At 63.3% G+C, this 18,974-nt stretch carries 13 protein-coding genes; 5 read left to right on the plus strand and 8 right to left on the minus strand.

The features are described from left to right. Positions 1-16: 16 nt before the first annotated feature. Both mnxG and GUY40_RS17735 read right to left on the minus strand, forming a co-directional pair. On the minus strand, positions 17-5,821 hold the full coding sequence (mnxG, locus tag GUY40_RS17730; protein ID WP_306092846.1) for a manganese-oxidizing multicopper oxidase MnxG: 5,805 nt from the start codon (positions 5,819-5,821) through the stop codon (positions 17-19). A gap of 191 nt (positions 5,822-6,012) precedes the next feature. Beyond that, positions 6,013-6,630: a lytic transglycosylase domain-containing protein gene (locus GUY40_RS17735; protein ID WP_166570207.1), complete on the minus strand. Its 618-nt coding sequence runs from the start codon at positions 6,628-6,630 to the stop codon at positions 6,013-6,015. A gap of 184 nt (positions 6,631-6,814) precedes the next feature. On the opposite strand from GUY40_RS17735, the gene gspG reads away from it, so the two are divergent. Both gspG and GUY40_RS17745 read left to right on the plus strand, forming a co-directional pair. Beyond that, positions 6,815-7,249, plus strand: coding sequence for a type II secretion system major pseudopilin GspG (gene gspG / locus GUY40_RS17740; RefSeq protein WP_166570208.1), 435 nt, complete (start codon positions 6,815-6,817; stop codon positions 7,247-7,249). Positions 7,250-7,262: 13 nt separating this feature from the next. After that, positions 7,263-8,450 (plus strand): type II secretion system F family protein, encoded by a 1,188-nt coding sequence (locus GUY40_RS17745; RefSeq protein WP_166570209.1) that lies wholly within the window; start codon positions 7,263-7,265, stop codon positions 8,448-8,450. A gap of 161 nt (positions 8,451-8,611) precedes the next feature. Here GUY40_RS17745 and GUY40_RS17750 read toward each other — a convergent pair whose 3' ends face one another. After that, positions 8,612-8,881 (minus strand): hypothetical protein, encoded by a 270-nt coding sequence (locus tag GUY40_RS17750; protein WP_166570210.1) that lies wholly within the window; start codon positions 8,879-8,881, stop codon positions 8,612-8,614. 1,101 nt (positions 8,882-9,982) lie between these two features. Between GUY40_RS17750 and GUY40_RS17755 the strand changes: the two genes are divergently transcribed. Continuing rightward, the gene (locus GUY40_RS17755; protein ID WP_166570211.1) at positions 9,983-10,762 is read left to right on the plus strand and encodes a TSUP family transporter; all 780 of its coding nucleotides are present in this window, start codon (positions 9,983-9,985) and stop codon (positions 10,760-10,762) included. Here the strand turns inward: GUY40_RS17755 and nudC are convergent. Continuing rightward, entirely contained in the window at positions 10,730-11,563 is an 834-nt protein-coding gene (gene nudC, locus GUY40_RS17760; RefSeq protein WP_166570212.1) for an NAD(+) diphosphatase, read from the minus strand. The genes GUY40_RS17755 and nudC overlap by 33 nt on opposite strands. A 22-nt stretch (positions 11,564-11,585) precedes the next feature. Then, complete coding sequence (locus tag GUY40_RS17765) at positions 11,586-12,398, minus strand: crotonase/enoyl-CoA hydratase family protein (protein WP_166570213.1); 813 nt, start codon at positions 12,396-12,398, stop codon at positions 11,586-11,588. 165 nt (positions 12,399-12,563) lie between these two features. Between GUY40_RS17765 and nhaB the strand changes: the two genes are divergently transcribed. After that, positions 12,564-14,066, plus strand: coding sequence for a sodium/proton antiporter NhaB (gene nhaB, locus GUY40_RS17770; protein ID WP_166570214.1), 1,503 nt, complete (start codon positions 12,564-12,566; stop codon positions 14,064-14,066). A gap of 3 nt (positions 14,067-14,069) precedes the next feature. On the opposite strand, the gene GUY40_RS17775 is transcribed toward nhaB, so the two are convergent. The 3 genes from GUY40_RS17775 to gnd are packed head-to-tail and all read right to left on the minus strand — an operon-like array spanning position 14,070 to position 18,372. Beyond that, complete coding sequence (locus GUY40_RS17775) at positions 14,070-15,869, minus strand: glycoside hydrolase family 15 protein (RefSeq protein WP_166570215.1); 1,800 nt, start codon at positions 15,867-15,869, stop codon at positions 14,070-14,072. 20 nt (positions 15,870-15,889) lie between these two features. Next, complete coding sequence (zwf, locus tag GUY40_RS17780) at positions 15,890-17,398, minus strand: glucose-6-phosphate dehydrogenase (RefSeq protein ID WP_166570216.1); 1,509 nt, start codon at positions 17,396-17,398, stop codon at positions 15,890-15,892. Beyond that, complete coding sequence (gene gnd / locus GUY40_RS17785; RefSeq protein ID WP_166570217.1) at positions 17,395-18,372, minus strand: phosphogluconate dehydrogenase (NAD(+)-dependent, decarboxylating); 978 nt, start codon at positions 18,370-18,372, stop codon at positions 17,395-17,397. Before gnd ends, zwf begins: the two co-directional genes overlap by 4 nt. A gap of 243 nt (positions 18,373-18,615) precedes the next feature. Here gnd and GUY40_RS17790 point away from each other — a divergent pair, with 243 nt between their 5' ends. Further along, complete coding sequence (locus GUY40_RS17790; protein WP_166570218.1) at positions 18,616-18,774, plus strand: DUF6026 family protein; 159 nt, start codon at positions 18,616-18,618, stop codon at positions 18,772-18,774. Positions 18,775-18,974 lie beyond the last annotated feature (200 nt).

Here is an 18,974-nt window from a genome sequence, read left to right on the forward strand (position 1 = left end):
TCCTTGGATCCTGTTGTTATGGCGCAGGTGCTGGCGCTGGCGCCGGCTCCGCTTCGTTGGTGACGCGCAGAATCCCCCACAGCCCCGAGGCGTTGCCGTAAGCGGCGTAGTCGCGGAACAGGTAGTCACCCGGTACAGCGTTGCCGCCCCCGGCACTGCTGTGCATGAAGCTGAAGTGCGCCGCCGGCAGAATGCTTTCCTGGGCGCCGATGTACATCGCCATCGGGTTGAAGCCGAAACGCACCGATCCAATCCCGGGCGCGCCCAGCGGGAAGCCACCGGCGTCGGACTTCTCGGCCTGCAGGTTGTGCATCGGCCAGACGTGGCCGTCGAGCTGGAAGGTCGAACCGCGGCTGCCGCCGGTTGGCATCATGATGTGGGTGCGAAACGGCTGGCCGGGCTTGGCCCACAGCACCGGCGTTTGCGGATCACCACCGACCAGGGCGTTGCTGTAGGCCATGTGCACGTTCGGAACATCGCCCCAGCCATGGCCGCCGGCAAGGCCGAACGGCGCGTCGGGTGCGACGCCGAAGCGGTACCACAGCGGCTCGCTCTTGTAGTTGATGGCCATGCTCGAGTTGTCCTGCGGGTCGGTCGGCACGCCATTGCCTTCGGCAGCGATGCCTTCGACCGGCCGGCCATTGGCCCAGCGCATGTTCAGGGCTTTTTGCCAGACCATCGCAAAGTCGCGATACGGCGTCTGGTTCGGCGCCGTGACGGTTGCCGAAGCGCGGCTGCGGGCGTCCTCCGTCCAGGTGGCGCCGACCGGTACGATGGTCATGGCGCCGCCCAGGCCTTTCTGCCCCTGCTTGATCACATCGGCCGGGGTCAGGTTCAGGCCGCCGAACTCGATGGCGGTGGTGTTGATGTTGTCGACACTGCGGCCCAGTTGCGAGATCGGCTTGCCTTCACGCTCCAGGTGCCCGGCGTAGTACTGGTAGACCTTGCTGGGGTACGCCCCGGTGTTGCCCGCCCGTGGTGGCACGGTCTGGACCGGGTTGGCACCGACGTTCATACCGTCCGACTTGGTGATGTCATAGGCCAGCAATTGGGCGTGCAGGCCCACATGGCTGGAGGGACGCATCAGGTTGTTGTTGAAGGTGCTCGAGCCTTCGCCATGGTGACGGTCGCGCTTGACCATGCCATGCATTACCGCCGTGCTGGCCAGGTCCGGCATGACCAGCGGCAGACGGTTTTCCAGGGTCACCTTGATGCAGTCACCGGCGGCCGCACGCAGCACCAGCGGTTCGACCGGTACACCTGGCTTGAGCTTGCCGGTGATCGGGTCAAGGTCGGCCTTGCGCACATACAGCACGGCGGTCGGGTCATGCAGCGGCCCGCTTTGCCCGCCGAGGGTGAAGGTTTCCCCATGTTCGGGGTCGGTCACCGTCACCTGGGGAATGCTGACTGGCCGCGAGTTGAACACGAGGGTGCCACCGTTGGCCTTGAGCGGGCCGCCGACATGCTCGGCCAGGCCAGCCGGGTCGTTGATGCTCAGGCCCAGCGGGTTGCCGAGCACATCGTTGGCCAGCACCGCCACCACTTCATAGTGGCGTTGCGGGGTTGGCCGGGTGCCGATGCCGTTGGGGTTGGCGCTGTAGCGCGGGCAAATGCCGTCGAATGCCACGGTGTTGCGCGCCGCCATCGGCTTGGGGTTGTTCGGCAGCGGGAACAGGTCGGTGCGGCTGGCGGTGTAGTTGCGCATCACCCCCCAGATACCCGACCAGTAGCCTTCCAGCGAGGCATCCATGGAGTACAGGTAGTCGCCGGTGGTGGCGGCCGAACTGGACATCATGTTCACCGGCGCATTGAAGCCCAACTGCTCGGAGATACCGATCATCTGCGACGACTTCCAGCCCGAGTTGGAGCTGTTGCCGAAGCCCGAGCCGCTCTGCAGCCATTTGACCCCGTGCATGGTCACGTTGTGCTCTTCTTCGTAGCCACCGGCGTGCATCCGCAGGCGCACGTTATCGCCCGAATAGGTGCGCAGCATCGGGGTGAACGGGTCGCCCGGCTCGGCGCCGGCCTTGTTGATGTGCGGCGGGAACCGCGTGGTGCCACCGGTGGGGCCGACCGCCGAAGTGATCGCCGCCGGCGACAGGTTCAGCGCCGGGATCGCCCGGTCGGTACGGCTTTGCAGGGCGTAGGCGAGGTCGCCGGCCAAACCGGCGGCCTGCATGCCGCGCTTGCCATCGGGGGCCACTTTGTACGGGTCATAGACCCGCAGCGCCAGCGGCTCGTTGCGGTAGTTGACAACGAACATGCCCGGGTCATCCACCGAGATCGCTTGTGGGCATGGCCGGCTTGGGCAGCCAGGCAACAGCCCGCCACGGGCTTCGATCACCGCTTCAAGCAGCGTCTCGGCCTGCTTGCGCAGCGGTGGGTTGATGGCGAAACGGAAGCTGTCGGCGGTGGCCGGGAACGCCGCGCCATTTGGAATCCCGTCCGGGCCCGCGCCCACATACACACCGGCTTCATAGGCGTGCACGAAGTCGCTGTATTCCAGGAAGAACTCGCGGTAGCTGTCGTTCTTGCCGTCGTTGTCGAGGTCACCGGTGGCGATCACGGCTTGCCAGGAGGTTGGCCCGCCGTCCTGGCGCAGGGCGGTGTTGTACAGCTGCTCGCCGGTTTCGGCGTGGTACCAGGTGGAACCGGCCGGTTCCGCCAATACGGTGGCGTACAGGCCCAGTTGCTGGTGGGTCGATGGGCCAAGGTGGTCATGGGTAAAGATGGTGCCCAGGCCACGGTCGATGTTATTGACGTTGATGACCGGGTCTGCGAACCAGCGCTGCATCTGCGTGCGCGCGCCCATCCAGTCGGCCCGCCCGTAGCGGCCGAAGTACGGGTGCGCCTTGGCTTGCGGGCAGGCTGAAGTGCCGTCGCGCGGGTCAGTGCCGAGGCAACCGTTGAAGCTGCGGATCGCCTTGATGCGTTCAACCACGGTGCCGGGCGAGAGAATGCCGTCTTCGTAGTTCCAGCCGTTGGCGGCGCCATCGGCGGCGGTCAGGTCCCACTTGGGCAGGTGGATATGCTGGCCGATCACGTCGGTCGGGGTACGCACCTGGAAGTCGTCCATCTCGTAGAAGGACGGGATCAGGTTGGTGTGTTGGTACATCACGCAGTCAAAGGTGTTCATGCGCATCACCAGCGGCTCTGGCGGACGCTGCTTGGTGATGACCGGCCAGGCGTCTTCCCACAGGGCGAGGATGCGCGCTTGCGGGAAGTGGTAACCGACCTTGTTGTAGACCGCGTCAAACTGAATGTGGGCGGCCTTGTAGATCCGTGGGCGGTCAGCGGTGTACTGGGAAGAACCGGTGAACGACATGCCGTCGATGCGCTCGCCGCTGTTGAAGGCGCCGTTGCCGGCGGCGGTGGTCAGGCGCTTGGCGCGGTCGTCCATGCAGGGTTCATAGAAGGGCGCACCGGCTACCGGCGCGGCGCCGTTGGTACGGAAGTTTTTGGCGACGATCTGGTTGCCCGGCAGCAAGGCAAAACTGGGGTGCTCGAGCTTGGCGTGGAAGGCCATGGCTGCCTGTTCGACGTCGGTGCCCTCCTCCGGCATGAACACGGCCTTGGCCCGGGTGATTTCCTTGGAGAAGTCCAGGTTGGTCGTGGTGGTGTTGACGTGGCCGCCGGCGGCCACGCCGTCCAGTGCATGGCGTGGCAAGCCGCCGTCCCAGCCGCCCGATTGTGCCGGGTCGAGGTTGGCCCACAGGGCTTTGCCGGTGGCTTTGAGGGCGGTGGCCGTGGCGGCGTCGAGCATGTCCAGGGGCGGGGTGGGCGGACGTTGGCCGACGGTGCTTTCGATACCGCCGATCCAGAACGGATAGCCCGGGTTTTTCAGCGAGCCGTCGCCGTTGCGGTTGGCATTGGTGCGATCGACCAGGGCCAGCGAGCCGATGGCTTGCAGTGTGCCGGCCCCATGATCGTCGCCCCCGGCTTCACCGCTGTCATCGTGATGGGCAACTTCACCCATTTTTGGCACCACCGAGACTTTGCCCGGCATCGGCGCCATGGCCTTGCCAGGCAGCGGCACCACGGCCGGGATCGGCGTACCGGCGATGATTTCGCCATCGGGCAGTGCCCGGGCACCGGCGGCAGGCTTGCCGCTGCGCAGGGCATAAGGGGTGCTGTGGAAACCGTCCTGGCCTTCTTGGGAAACTTCCAGTTTGGTGCCTTCTTCGAACACGTCGTGCACCCGCCACATGGTCCACATGCCTTGGGCGAAATGCGGGTAGAAGTGGCAGTGATAGATGGCGTCGCCCGCTACCCGGTTACGGTTGCCGGAACCGCCGTTGGCGATTTCATAGGTGTAGCCGGCGCCCGGGCCAATGCCCTGGGCATCGATGTAATCGGAGTTGTCGTCATTGGGGTTGAACAGCCACTGGTGCCCGTGCAGGTGGAAGATGTGCTGCTCGTGACCGTTGTGGGTGTTGCGGATCTTGACGAAGTCGCCGATGTAGCTGTGGTTGACGTTGGAAGGTTCGGACGGGTACAGGGCCATGGTGGCCTTGACCCCGACATCAGCGGCGTTCGGAATTTCACCGGGGCGGATGTTTTCCAGGCCGACGTTGGCCGGTACGTCCACCAGCATGGCGATGTCGCCGACGGTGTGCGCGCTGAGAAAGAATTCTTCATAAGCGCACGACAGGCAGTCGTGCATCGGCCCCACGCCCAGGCGGTTGGCAACCACCTCGGCGCCCATCCCGCCGGAGCCGTAGTTGATCATGAACGAGTCGCGGGTCGGCTCCAGCACATGGCCCATGGTCGGGTCTGCCCAGTAGCCGGGGAAGGCCTGGGTCACCGCGGTTTCGTCGGTGAACACCGCGGCGAAATCGCGGAAGGCATCCAGCCGGTTAGGCAAGGCCGGGTTGCGCTTGCCGATGCTTTCCAGCGGATAGGTGGACGGCGGGAAGCTGCCGTCAGCGTAAGGCCCCATCACGATGGCATCGGTTTCGCTGGAAATGATTTCATTGCCATCGACCATGGCAATGATCGGCGCGCCGGCCTTGCCTTCACCAATCCACGGCTGGCGTTGCGGGTAACGAGCCTGGTAGTCAACGATCGGCTGGCCGGTGGGAGCGCGGCCGGTGGTGGCCAGGCGCATCTCTTCCTCGGTCAGGGTGTTGCGGTAGGTCCGCCCAGACTTGGGCACCACCACCACCTGGCCGAACAGGCCGTTGGCAACGTTACCGGCGGCGCCTTCACCGCCAAAGGTCGCGCCTTTGCTGGTGGCGGCAAACGCCCCTTCGCGCTCGGCGTACAAGGTGTAGGAGCGAGTGTCGCCGACGGCGACCAGGAAGTTGGCGTTGCGACCGGTGTTGGCCGAGATGTCCTGGATCCCGTTGACCGCCTGCAGGCCGTTGACCTGGAAGCCCACTGTGCGATCAGTGACCTGATCGTTGACGACATGGCCGTGCTCTTCATCGCCCAGGTGGCTGTTGGGGTTGGCCTGGTAGCTCAACAGGTTTTGCAGGTTGACGGTCAGGCAGTCGCCGGCCGCCACCCGCAGCACAATCGGCCGTGGGCGCTTGTCGGGGCGCAGCGAAACCTTGCCGGGCACTGCCGCGCCGCCTTTGTGCAGAGGAATGTCATGTTCATCCACCACGTCGCGGCGCAGCGCGAACATCATCCCGTTGGCGTTTTGCGCGCCCAGGCGGTTGAACATCATCGGTTGGTCGAATGCAACGATATTGGCGACCAGGGTGCGCTCACAGCGCACGGCGGCCTCAGCGATAGAGTCAACGCCCAGGATCGACAAAATCATCAGGAGCACATTGAAGAGCCGCTGCGGGTGAGCGAAGCCTTTGATCTTGATCATCGGTACGTGCCTCGGTGTGCGGGAATTCAGAACGGTTATCGGCAAAGGAGCAGGAGCAAGCCCCGTGCCAGATAATTTTTCCTTCAACTTCAACTACTTACACAATTAATCTCATTCGAGTGGGGAATTGCCTCCCCCAATTCCCCACTTTTCGCAAGCAAGGCGATTCCCCAGGGTTGGGGAATCCGGCCCTACAGCGGTGCATCGTCCGCCAGCCCTTGCAGGCGGCGGTACTGGCGCAGGACGGTGGGGACATAACGCCGGGTTTCGGCGAACGGCGGGACGATCCGGCCGCGGCTGATCACCGCATCGGGCCCGGCGTTGTAGGCAGCGACCGCGAGCTTGATGTCGTTGTCGAACAGCTTCATCAAGTGTTTGAGGTAGCGGGCCCCGCCCTGGATATTGGCGGCCGGGTCGAGCACATCGCGCACGCCCATGTCCCGGGCGGTGCCAGGCATCAGCTGCATCAACCCGCCGGCGCCCTTGGCTGAGCGGACCCGCGGCCGGTAATTGGATTCGGCCTTGATCACGGCGTGCAGCAAGGCCTGGGGCAAGTCGTTGGCACTGGCTGCCGCGGCGACCATGTCGGCATACGGCAGGTCGGCGATCATCTGCGGCCTTGAGCTTGCCGCCACCGCTGCCAGCCCCGGGCCTGCAGGCTCGGCCACCACGCGGTCATAGTGCTTTCCAGGTCGGTGAACGTTGGACAGCACATAGCCGCCACTGGCCGAGACCGACACATAGATATCGGCCTGAGCCGGGTTCGCCAGTGCTGCCAACAGCAGCATCCCGATTGTCATGGTGCGCATACCGCGCCCTCCCGTCGCTGCCCCCGGAAAGTGGGGGTTATGCCCCAATCGCCAGGGCTTCAGAGGGTCTGAGCAAGCACTGTGCCGTTTGTGCAAAGCCGCTGATTACGGGGCTTGCAGCCAGAGATGGGCTGGCGTGCATGGCAATTGCATAGGCCATGGGCGAGGTTTTCTGGAGACCATCATGAACAATCAAACCGCGTTCGCCCGGCGTCGCCAGCAGGGCTTTACCCTGCTCGAACTGCTGGTGGTGCTGGTGGTGCTGGGGCTGTTGGCCGGCATCGTCGCACCCAAGTATTTCAGCCAGCTGGGACGTTCCGAGGCCAAGGTGGCCAAGGCGCAGATCGAAGGGCTGGGCAAGGCACTGGACCTTTATCGCCTGGAGGTCGGCCACTACCCCTCCTCCGAACAGGGCTTGCAGTCGCTGGTGATCGCACCCAGCGAAGAAACCCGATGGTCGGGCCCGTACCTGCAGAAAAAAGTCCCGCAAGACCCGTGGGGTCGCAACTACATTTACCGTTACCCCGGCGAAAACGGCGAGTACGACCTACTGTCAATGGGCAAGGATGGCCAACCCGGAGGAGAAGGTGAAAACGCCGAAGTGACCAGTTGGCAATAACAGGAGCCTGAGCATGCGCTTTCAATTAAAAGCGGTCGGCAAGGCCGGTGTGGTGTCATTACAGATCGACGCCCCGGATGCGGCCCAGGCGAGGCGCCAAGCCGAAGAACAGGGCTTGCGAGTGGTCAGCGTGCGCGGCACCCAGCGCTGGCAACGGGCAGGCCGGCGGCGCAGGGAGCACTTCAACCTGGTGCTGTTCAGCCAGGAGCTCACCACCCTGCTCAACGCCGGGCTGCCATTGATCGACGCCCTGGAAAGCCTGGCCGAAAAGGAAACCACCCCCCAGGCGCGCAAGACCCTGAGCGCTCTGGTGCGGCTGTTGTACGAAGGCAAATCCTTCTCCCAGGCCCTGCACCTGTTACCGGCGGTATTCCCGCCGCTGTATGTGGCGCTGGTGCAATCGAGCGAAAAAACCGGCGCCGTCGCCCAAGCCCTGGGGCGCTATGTGACGTACCGCAAGCGCATGGACGAAGTGCGCGAAAAAATCATCAGCGCCTCGATCTACCCCATGCTGCTGTTGATCGTCGGCGGCGGCGTGGTGCTGTTCCTGATGGGCTACGTGGTGCCGCGCTTTAGCCTGGTATTCGAAGGCCTGGGTTCGAACCTGCCGTGGTTGTCGCAGCGGCTCATGAATGGCGGCATGTTCCTGCATGCCCACCAGGCTGAGTTGGCGCTGGTCATGGCCGGCAGCATTGGCGGGTTGATGGTGGTGCAACGGCAACCCCGGACCCGGCGCCTGCTCAGCCGCCTGCTCCGGCGGGTGCCGGCGGTGCATCAACGAATCTTCATGTACGAACTGGCACGCTTCTACCGCTCGCTGGGGATCTTGCTGCAAGGCGGCATCCCCATCCTCACCGCCATGGGCATGGCCCGCGGCCTGCTCAGCCCCAGCTCCCACCCCCACCTGGACAGCGCCGCCGAGCGCGTACGCGAAGGCATGGCGCTGTCGGATTCGCTGCAGGCCAACGGGCTGGTGACACCGGTGTCGCTGCGCTTGCTCCGGGCCGGGGAACAATCGGGGAACCTGGGGCAGATGATGGAGCGCAGTGCCGATTTTTATGATGAAGAGATCAGTCGGTGGGTCGAGTGGTTTGTGCGGTTGTTCGAGCCACTGTTGATGACGTTTATCGGGTTGATGATTGGGGGGATTGTGATCTTGATGTATATGCCGATTTTCGAGTTGGCGTCGAGTGTGCATTGAAAGGCACTGATCGCGGTAGGAGCCGAGCTTGCTCGCGATGAGGCCAGCACAAACGACAAAAAACTTGCCGGGGTAGACGCAGCTTTTGGCGGCATCCTCCTGGACCGAGGCGGTGCAATCGCGAGCAAGCTCGGCTCCTACGGGGGTACAGGCCTACGGGTTCAGGAGGTGGCTTCAGGGCGGTCGGCGACGATTCGCGATTCGATCACGTCCAGCACCTTGGCGCTTTCATCCACCAGCAACGCAGCGGCGTCGAAGGCAGCCCACAGGTCGGCGGGCTCGGCGGTGGGTGGCAGGTGTTTGAGCAGGTCGCGGCCCAGTTTCAGGCGGTGGTTGGCGCAGATGACGAGGTCGAGCAGGTCGGCCTGGGTGTCGAGATGGAGGACGGCGGGTTCGGTTTGCGGACAGTAGAGCGGGATGAAATGAGACATCGGCGTTGCTCCTGATAGCTAGATAAGCGCCATCCGGTTCGCTGCTAAACGAATTTAGGGTGGCGACTGTACGCGGGTTAGCAGACCGGTATCTAGCAACCAGCGCACCCGAAGGTGCCCCGCGCACAGCCGCCATAACGTGTTGCCCGGGAACGCGAAGGCTCACGGAACGTTGACGGTTCTGTGCTGCTAAATAAGCGGGCTGCTAAACCCGGCCGCTGATGTGCAGCGACGCGGCGTAGAGTAGCGTCGGGCTGGGGCACGATCAACACAAAAAAGTGAGGTGTCTTGGTCTCACCGCACGTGGTTTCTATGTGAATGGAGACGGTGTGGGAGCAGAGCTTGCTCGCGATGAGGCCAGCACAGGCGACAAAAGCCTGGCCGGGGTAGACGCAGCTTTGGCGGCATGCTGTTGGACCGAGGCGGTGCAATCGCGAGCAAGCTCGGCTCCTACGGGCGTACAGGCCTATGGGTTCAGGAGGTGGCTTCAGGGCGGTCGGCGACGATTCGCGCCAAGTTTGACATCGGCATTGCTCCTAACTTGATTAAGAGCCACCTGGATTCGCTGCTAAACGAAATTGGGGTGGCGACTGTACGCGGGTTAGCAGACCGGTAGTTAGGACCCGGCGCACCCGAAGGTGCCCCACGCACAGCCGCCATAACGTGTTGCCCGGGAACGCGAATGCTCACGGAACGTTGACGGTCTGTGGTCCTAACTAAACAGGGCTGCTAAACCTGGCCGCTGATGTGCAGCGACGCGGCGTAGAGTAGCGTCGGGATGGGGCACGATCAACCAAAAAACAGCGCAGGGCTGGTGACGCTTGCTACGGGAGGATTGGTTGATGAAGAGATCAGTCAAATGTGGGAGCGGATTTATCCGCGAATAGCTTCACCACGGTGTGCCAGGCGAACCGCGTGAAGCTATTCGCGGATAAATCCGCTCCCACAAAGACATGCTTCAGTAATAGTCATTGCTCTGGACTTGATTAAGAGCCACCTGGATCGAGAGGGGGCACGATCAACACAACAACGGCGCATCCGGTTAAAATGCCCGCCCTTCGGCGCAGCCTTTCTGCGCCAGCCGAAATAAGCTCATTGCCCATGCCTCTTGAACTCAGTGTTGATCTGACCACCCTCGCCATTCTCGCCGCCGTCGCCTTTGTGGCCGGCTTCATCGATGCCATCGCCGGTGGCGGTGGGCTGCTGACCACCCCTGCCCTGCTGACCGCCGGCCTGCCGCCGCATATCGTGCTGGGCACCAACAAGCTCAGCTCGACCTTCGGTTCGGCCACCGCCGGTTTTACCTTTTACCGCCGCAAGCTGTTCCACCCCGCGCTATGGCGACAGGCGCTGGTGGGGACGCTGGTGGGTTCGTTGATCGGCGCGGTCATCGCCCATTACCTGCCCGCCGAATGGCTGAACAAGATGCTGCCGGTGATCATTTTCGGTTGCGGGATCTACTTGCTGTTCGGCGGCACGCCCAAGGCACCGCTGGACGCCGAAGCGCCGATCAAGAAAAAGTGGCAGTTCCCCCAGGGCTTTACCCTGGGTTTCTATGATGGCGTGGCAGGCCCGGGCACCGGTGCGTTCTGGACGGTCAGCAGCCTGCTGCTCTACCCCATCGACCTGGTGCGCGCCAGCGGCGTGGCGCGCAGCATGAACTTCGTCAGCAATGCCGCGGCGTTGTCGGTGTTTATCTTTTCCGGCCAGGTGGATTGGCTGATCGGCCTGAGCATGGGCTCGGCGTTGATGGTCGGCGCCTTCTTCGGGGCGCGCACCGCGATCAGCGGCGGCGCCAAGTTCATTCGCCCGGTGTTTATCGCCGTGGTGCTGGGGTTGACCGTGCGCCTAGCCTGGCAACACTGGTTCGGCCAGGCCTAGGCGGCGGGCCACGTAGAGGTCGATCAGGTAACGGGCAATCGAGCGCGAGGCCGGCAACGGCGGCAGCGCATCGATCCGGAACCACTGGGCGTCCTCGATCTCGTCCGGCTGCGGGACAATCTCGCCGCCGGCGTATTGCGCATGAAACCCCAGCATCATCGAATGCGGGAACGGCCAGCACTGGCTGCCGACGTACTGGATATTCTTCACCTCGATCTGCACCTCCTCACGCACCTCGCGAATCAGGCAATCCTCGGCCGACTCACCCGGCTCGGCAAACCCGGCCAGGGTGCTGTAGACGCCGCTGACGAAGCGTGGCGAGCGCGCCAGCAGGATTTCATCGCCACGGGTGATCAGCACGATCATGCTCGGCGAGATACGCGGGTAGTGGCGCAAGTCGCAACGTTGGCAATACATCGCCCGCTCGTGCGGGATCTGCGTCATTGCCGTGCCGCAGCTGCCACAAAAGCGGTGCTCGCGCGCCCAGGTGCCGATCTGCGCGGCGTAGGCCAACAGCTTGAACAGATGCGGATCGTCGGCTTGCAGCATGAACTGGCGCAGGCCTTGCCAGCTGCAATGGTCGATGTGGGTGTCGTACTCCAACTCCAGCAAGTACACAGGCACCCCTTCATAGTGCCCAATACCGTGCTCGCACAGCACCGGCAGGTCATGGCGCTTGAGCCAGTCACGCGGGAACAGCACTCCCTTACTGTCTTGCAAAAAACCCTGCTTGCCCCGCACGACCGCCCAGCCGCCCACTTCGCTGATATCCAGTACCGCGGTTTTCCAACGCTCAGCCATATCGGCTCCTTTCGCGAGTTCGTTAGTCGGCGAACTCCGGTTTTTGTTTGCTCATACTGGCCGCCATGGCCACGCGCAAGTCGGCGGACTGCAACATCGCGGCGTTCCATGTAGCAATGTAGTCCAGCCCGTCATCAATGCGATGGTCGCGCATGTAGCTGATCATCTCTTTGGTGCCGGCCACGGCGATGGGGGATTTTCCTGCAATTTCACCGGCTATGGCAAAGACTCCGTCCAGCAGGCTGGTGTGATCGGGCCAGGTGCGGTTGACCAGGCCAATGCGCTGGGCTTCGGTGGCGTCGACGCTGCGCCCGGTGTAGGCCAGTTCGCGCAGCATGCCGTCGCCGATGATCCGCGGCAAGCGCTGCAGGGTGCCGACGTCGGCGGCCATGCCCATGTCGATTTCCTTGATCGAAAACTGCGCGTCCATCGCCGCATAGCGCATGTCGCAGGCCGCGATCAGATCGATGGCGCCGCCCAGGCAGTAGCCCTGAATGGCCGCCAGCACCGGCTTGCGGCAGCTGTCGACGGCGTTGAACGAGGCTTGCAGCCGCTGGATCGTGCGCCGCAGCAGGCGCGCATTGCGGCCGACATCCTTGCCCAGCTCATTGGCGACGCCGGCCAGCAGCATCAAGTCGATGCCAGAGGAGAAATGCTTGCCGGCACCGCTGAGCACTACCACGCGCACGGCATCGGTGTCGTCGATCCACTGGAGAATCTCGATGATCTCGGTCCAGAACGCCGCGTTCATGGCGTTGATCTTTTCCGGGCGGTTGATCTGGACGTGGGCGATGTGGTCGTTGAGTTCAACCTTGAAAGCTTGGTAGTCGGTCACGGGATCTTCCTTATTAAGAGTGAGCGGGTGTGCCGGGACTATATCAAGGCCTTGAGGTAAACCCGGGCAGTGGTTGTGCCAAAGGCGGGACTGGAGTGAGGGGATGCGGTCACCACCGTTTTATGGCACCGTGCGCGGTCTTCGAATTATAAGGAAACATTTCCAATGCCTGGCTCTTTGGGCGCAGCATTCGCCCGCAATTTTCTTGGCCAATCGCCTCGCTGGTACAAGGCCATCATCTGCCTGTTCCTTCTGCTCAACCCGCTGGTGCTGTGGAGCGCAGGCCCCGTGGCGGCGGGCTGGTTGCTGGTCGCCGAATTCATTTTCACCCTCGGCATGGCGCTCAAGTGCTACCCGCTGATGCCCGGCGGGCTGCTGATGGTCGAGGCGCTGCTGCTGCAGATGACCACGCCCCAGGCGCTGTATGAGGAGCTGCAACACAACTTCCCGGTGATCCTGCTGCTGATGTTCATGGTCGCCGGGATTTACTTCATGAAAGACTTGCTGCTGTTTCTGTTCTCGCGGCTGCTGCTCGGGGTGCGTTCGAAAACCCTGCTGGCACTGCTGTTCTGCGCGTTGTCGGCGTTTCTGTCGGCCTTTCTCGATGCGCTGACCGTCACCGCGGTGATTATCAGTGCGGGCGTGGGCTTTTATGCGGTGTACCACCGGGTCGCCTCCGGCAATAATCCGCGCGAAGAGTCGGCCATCGACAGCGATCACGACCTTGCCCAGTTGCACCACGGCGACCTTGAGCAGTTCCGCGCCTTTCTGCGCAGCCTGCTGATGCACGGCGCGGTAGGGACCGCGTTGGGCGGGGTCTGCACCCTGGTCGGCGAGCCGCAGAACCTGTTGATCGGCCATGAGATGGGCTGGCACTTCAAGGACTTCTTCCTCAAGGTCGCGCCGGTGTCCATGCCGGTGCTGGCCGCCGGCCTGGTGACTTGTGTGCTGCTGGAGAAACTGCGCTGGTTCGGCTACGGCACCCTGCTGCCCGACAACGTGCGCCAGGTGTTGGCCACCTATGCCGAAGAAGACAATGCCGCGCGCACCGCGCAACAGCGTGCCGCCCTGTTGGTACAGGGGCTGGCAGCGGTGATCCTGATTGTCTGCCTGGGCCTGCACATCGCCGAAGTCGGGTTGATCGGCCTGCTGGTGATTGTGCTGATCACCTCGTGCACCGGCATCACCGATGAGCACCGCCTGGGCCGGGCGTTCCAGGACGCCATGCCGTTCACGTCGTTGCTGGTGGTGTTTTTCGCGGTGGTGGCGGTGATTCAGCAGCAGCAGTTGTTCGTGCCGCTGATCGAGTCGGTGCTGAGCCTGCCGACCGCACAACAGCCGGGCATGCTGTTTATCGCCAACGGCCTGCTCTCGGCGATCAGCGACAACGTGTTCGTCGCCACCATTTACATCACCGAAGTCAAGCGCGCCTTCCTGGCCGGGCAGATGAGCCGCGAGCACTTCGAGACCCTGGCGATTGCGATCAACACCGGCACCAACCTGCCGAGCGTCGCCACCCCCAACGGCCAGGCCGCATTCCTGTTTCTGCTGACTTCGGCCATCGCCCCGCTGGTGCGCCTGTCATACGGGCGCATGGTGTGGATGGCCCTGCCCTACACCGTGGTGATGGGCGGGCTGGGCTGGTACGCGGTCAGCTACTGGCTCTGAAGCTCAGGCGCTGCAGTGCGCCCGGTCCGTGGCCGGGCACTGGGCGCGGTGCAGGTTCAGGGCGGTGTTGATGATGCCGATATGACTGAAGGCCTGGGGGAAGTTGCCGAGCATGCGCTGGCTCGCCGGGTCGTACTGCTCGGCCAACAGGCCGACATCGTTACACAACCCGCTCAGGCGTTTGTACAGCGCCTGAGCGTCGTCCCGTCGGCCCATCAATACGTACACATCAGCCAGCCAGAACGAACACACCAGAAAACTCCCCTCCCCCGGCGCCAAGCCGTCGCAGCCGCTGGCCGTGTCATAACGGAGGACCAGCCCGTCCTGCATCAGGCGTTTTTCGATCTGCGCCACGGTGGCCACCACCCGCGGATCATTGGCCGGCAGAAAGCCGGTCAAGGCGATTTGCAACAGGCTGGCGTCCATCTGCCGCGAGCCGTAGGCCTGCACGAAGCAACCCAGTTTCGCATCGACACCCTTGGCACACACCTGCGCATGGATAAGGTCTGCCACCTCACGGTAGTGCCGCGCCTGTTCCCGCCCCTGCTCGGTGGTGTCGCTGAGCCCCGCCGCACGGTCGAAGGCGACCCAGGCCATGACCTTGGAATGGACAAAATGCTGCGGCTCGCCCCTGACCTCCCACAGCCCGGCATCGGTGCGCTGCCAGATCTTCTCCAGGTACGGCAGGATCAACCGGGCAATAGAGGTGCTGCGCGGGTGGCGTGGCAAGCCGCCCTTGATGGCCAGGCTCAAGGCATCGGCGACCTCGCCATAGATATCCAGTTGCTGCTGCAGCGAAGCGGCATTACCGATCCGCACCGGCCGCGAGCCTTCGTAGCCGGCCAGCCACGGCAGGCTGTACTCAGGCAGGCGGCGCTCGCCACCCAGGCCATACATGATCTGCATCTGTTCGGGATTGCCGGCCACCGAGCGCAGCAGCCATTCACGCCAGGCGCAGGCCTCATCGAAGAAGCCCAGGTTCATGAACGCCAGCAAGGTCATGGTCGCGTCGCGCAGCCAGCAGTAGCGGTAATCCCAGTTGCGCTCGCCGCCCAGGTGCTCGGGCAGCGAGGTGGTCACTGCCGCGACAATCCCGCCGGTGGGTGCGTAGGTCAGGGCCTTGAGGGTAATCAGCGAGCGCTTGACCTGGCCGGTCCACTCGCCCACCGACGGGCAACGGTCGGAAAAGGCACGCCATTGGCGCTCGGTCTCCAGCAACGCTGCTTCGGCATCGAAACCCGCTTCCAGCGGGCAGGTGGAGTTCTGCCAGGACAAGGTGAACACCCGCCGTTCCCCGGCGCCCACGCTGAACTGGCTGGCGGTATGGTAATCGCGGGGCTGCAAGGCGGTGGCGCTGCGCAGCACCAGCATCTCCGGCCCGGCCACCGCCGTGAGGGTCAACGGCTCGGCCTTGACGACCCAGGGCACGCTGCTGCCGTAGTCAAAACGCATGGTCAGGTCCATCTCGAAATCCACCTGCCCTTTGAGCCCGACCACAATGCGCAGCACACTGCTGTGCTCGGCCAGGGGCATGCAGTCGATCAACAGCGCTTCGCCCCGGGCGGTGCGAAAACGGGTTTCGAGGATCAGGGTGCCGTCACGGTACTGGCGCGTTACCTCAAGCACTTCATCCGCGGGGCCGATGCGCCAGCGCCCGTTTTCTTCGTCGCCCAGCAAGGCGGCGAAGCAGGCGCCGGCGTCAAAGCGCGGGAAGCACAACCAGTCGAGCGAGCCGCTTTTGTCCACCAGCGCGGCGGTGCGGCAATTGCCCAACAGGGCATAGTCTTCGATCAAGGCAGGCATGCTTTACTCCTCGGGGTCAATCAGCCGATCGAGTGCCACTCCCGCTTGTCCCGGGCCAGCAAGTCATCGGCCGCCGCCGGCCCGTCGCTGCCCGCGGCATATTCCTGGACCTCGCCGGCCTCTCGCCAGGCATCGAGGAAGGGCTGCACCGCGCGCCAGCCGTTTTCAATGTTGTCGGCGCGCTGGAACAGGGTTTGATCGCCCGTCAGGCAGTCGTAGATCAGGGTTTCGTAGCCGGTGGACGGCTGCATTTCGAAGAAGTCCTTGTAGGCAAAGCCCAGCTCGACGTTCTGCATTTCCAGTTTCGGCCCGGGCCGCTTGGCTTGCAGGTCGAACCACATGCCTTCGTTGGGCTGGATCTGGATTTTCAGGTAGTTGGGCTTGAGCTTCTCGACTTCGGTGTCGCGAAATTGCGCATAAGGCGCCGGCTTGAAGCAGATGGCGATTTCGGTGTCGCGCACGCTCATGCGCTTGCCGGTGCGCAGGTAGAACGGCACGCCGACCCAGCGCCAATTGTCGATCATCACCTTCAGGGCCACGTAGGTTTCGGTAGTGCTGGTCGGGTCGACCCGGTCTTCCTGGCGATAGCCGGCGAGCTTCTTGCGCCCTGCCTTGCCTTCGACGTACTGCCCGCGCACCGAGTTTTTCAGCGCCATGGTTCTCGACCAGGGCCGGATCGCGCCGATGACCTTGGCCTTTTCACTGCGCACCGCGTCGGCGCCAAACGCCGCGGGCGGCTCCATCGCGACCATCGCCAGCAACTGGAACAGGTGATTGGGCACCATGTCGCGCAGGGCGCCGGTGGTGTCGTAGAAACTGCCGCGGGTTTCGACGCCGACGGTCTCGGCGGCGGTGATTTGCACGTGGTCGATGTAGTGGTTGTTCCAGAACGCCTCGAACAGCCCGTTGGAAAACCGGCTGACCAGAATGTTCTGCACCGTTTCCTTGCCCAGGTAATGGTCGATGCGGTAGATCTGCTTTTCGCTCATTTCCTTGAGCAGGCAGGCGTTTAACGCCTCGGCGGTCGCCAGATCGGAGCCGAACGGCTTTTCGATCACGACGCGGCGAAAGCCCTCCTCTTCCGAGAGCAGCCCGGCCGCACCGAGGCGGCGAACCACATCGGCGAAGAAACGTGGGGAGGTCGCCAGGTAGAACACCGCGTTACCGCTGCGATGGGCTTCGATGGTGCGCTTGATGTGCTGGTAGGTGCTGTCGTCGAGAAAATCCCCGGCGATGTAGCTGATGCGCTTGGCCAGCCGCGCCCAGCGTTTTGCGTCCAAGGCCTTTTCGGGCGCCTCGGCGCCTTTGCTGCGCGCTTGCTCGCGCAGAAAGGCTTCGAGTTTGCCGGCGAATTCGGCATCCGTGGCGTCGTTGTGATCGACGCCGACAATTCGTACGCCATTACCCAGCAATCCATCGCGGCTCAGGTTGTAAAGCGCCGGCATCAGCAGGCGCTTTACGAGGTCGCCATGGGCGCCAAACAGAAACAAAGTGGTAGGCGGTGCCGCTTCCACGTTGTCTTTTGTCATTTGGGCGTCTCGACGTGGCCACCAAAGCCGAAGCGCATGGCCGAGAGGATCTTGTCGCCGTAGGTGGCGTCCTGGCGCGAACGGAAGCGCGCGAACAGCGCCCCGGACAACACCGGTACCGGTACCGCCTGCTCCACCGCCGCATCGATGGTCCAGCGCCCTTCGCCGCTGTCCGAGACCACGCCGCTGTAACCGGCCAGGGCTTCATCGGCCACCAGCGCATCGGCGGTCAAATCCAGCAGCCAGGACGAGACCACGCTGCCGCGACGCCAGACTTCGGCGATGTCGGCCAGGTTCAGGTCAAAGCGCTGATCTTCCGGCAGGCTGTCGCTGGCCTTGGTCTTGAGGATGTCGAAGCCTTCGGCGAAGGCCTGCATCATGCCGTACTCGATGCCGTTGTGGATCATCTTGACGAAGTGCCCGCTGCCGGCCGGGCCTGTGTGAATATAGCCGTGCTCGGCCCGCTCTTCATCGCCCGTGCGGCCTTGGGTGCGAGGAATGTCGCCGATGCCGGGTGCCAGGGTTTTAAACAGCGGGTCAAGGTGCTCGAACACCGCTTTTTCACCGCCGATCATCATGCAGTAGCCACGCTCCAGGCCCCAGACGCCGCCGGAGGTACCGACGTCGACGTAGTGCAGCTGGCGCGCACTGAGGTCCCTGGCGCGGCGGATATCATCCTTATAGAAGGTGTTGCCGCCATCGATGATCACATCACCCGGCGACAGCAAGTCAGCCAGCTGGGCAATGGTTTGTTCGGTCGGGCTGCCTGCGGGGAGCATGACCCAGACGGCCCGTGGCGTGTCCAGTTTTGCGACCAGGTCGGCGAGATCCCTGGCGCCCGTGGCGCCTTCGCCTTCAAGGGTGGTGATCGACGCTTGCGAGCGATCGAAGACCACGGTCTGGTGGCCACCTTGCATCAGCCGTCTTGCGATATTGCCGCCCATACGGCCCAGACCTACGATTCCCAGTTGCATGTATCGGTGCTCCACTCAAAAAATATTTAACGCTTTTGCATCACAGGTTAGTCCCGTGGCGCCAAGGTTAGTTTCGTGGGAGCCGCCTTGCACGGGAAAAGTCACGGTGACCGTGAAAAATAAAAAAGTTCCCTCGCGAGCAAAAAGTATTCAGAATCGTGCCCGATCGAGCGTAGGACCTGTGCCAACCTGAAGCTGCCAGCGTCTATGCTTACGAAAAAACAGCCATTTGCGAGGTGTGCAATGGGCAGCGTTCTGCAAGCCACTCCCCCCCAGACCCTTTACGTGACCGTGCGTCGCGATGAACTGCGCCAGTTGCGCGAAGAGCGCGAGCAGCTGCGCCAGCGGGTGGCCGAGCTGAGTCGGTTGTTGCAGGTGCGGGAAGTGAACCTCGCTCGTTGACCTTGCGATTCAATTGACCCAATTGCAGACAAGCCCGCCATGGAAGGCGGGCTTCAGACTGATGACAAACCCACTGTAATTACATGGACTCGCCCACGCCGAGGCGTCAATGCGCCACGGTGGCGGTCTAAGAAGCCAACGACAGCGAGGGCGAGTCCATGAAAAAGAATACGACGATAGATCAGTCCCTGTCTTCCACC

The sequence above is a fragment of the Pseudomonas sp. R5(2019) genome, from assembly GCF_009905435.1.
Lineage (GTDB): Bacteria > Pseudomonadota > Gammaproteobacteria > Pseudomonadales > Pseudomonadaceae > Aquipseudomonas.

Excerpts from the sequence above, each read along its gene's own strand:
- mnxG (WP_306092846.1), bottom strand. The coding sequence starts at position 5,821 with ATGATCAAGATCAAAGGCTTCGCTCACCCGCAGCGGCTCTTCAATGTG.
- GUY40_RS17735 (WP_166570207.1), bottom strand. The coding sequence starts at position 6,630 with ATGCGCACCATGACAATCGGGATGCTGCTGTTGGCAGCACTGGCGAAC.
- gspG (WP_166570208.1), top strand. The coding sequence starts at position 6,815 with ATGAACAATCAAACCGCGTTCGCCCGGCGTCGCCAGCAGGGCTTTACC.
- GUY40_RS17745 (WP_166570209.1), top strand. The coding sequence starts at position 7,263 with ATGCGCTTTCAATTAAAAGCGGTCGGCAAGGCCGGTGTGGTGTCATTA.
- GUY40_RS17750 (WP_166570210.1), bottom strand. The coding sequence starts at position 8,881 with ATGTCTCATTTCATCCCGCTCTACTGTCCGCAAACCGAACCCGCCGTC.
- GUY40_RS17755 (WP_166570211.1), top strand. The coding sequence starts at position 9,983 with ATGCCTCTTGAACTCAGTGTTGATCTGACCACCCTCGCCATTCTCGCC.
- nudC (WP_166570212.1), bottom strand. The coding sequence starts at position 11,563 with ATGGCTGAGCGTTGGAAAACCGCGGTACTGGATATCAGCGAAGTGGGC.
- nhaB (WP_166570214.1), top strand. The coding sequence starts at position 12,564 with ATGCCTGGCTCTTTGGGCGCAGCATTCGCCCGCAATTTTCTTGGCCAA.
- GUY40_RS17775 (WP_166570215.1), bottom strand. The coding sequence starts at position 15,869 with ATGCCTGCCTTGATCGAAGACTATGCCCTGTTGGGCAATTGCCGCACC.
- zwf (WP_166570216.1), bottom strand. The coding sequence starts at position 17,398 with ATGACAAAAGACAACGTGGAAGCGGCACCGCCTACCACTTTGTTTCTG.
- gnd (WP_166570217.1), bottom strand. The coding sequence starts at position 18,372 with ATGCAACTGGGAATCGTAGGTCTGGGCCGTATGGGCGGCAATATCGCA.
- GUY40_RS17790 (WP_166570218.1), top strand. The coding sequence starts at position 18,616 with ATGGGCAGCGTTCTGCAAGCCACTCCCCCCCAGACCCTTTACGTGACC.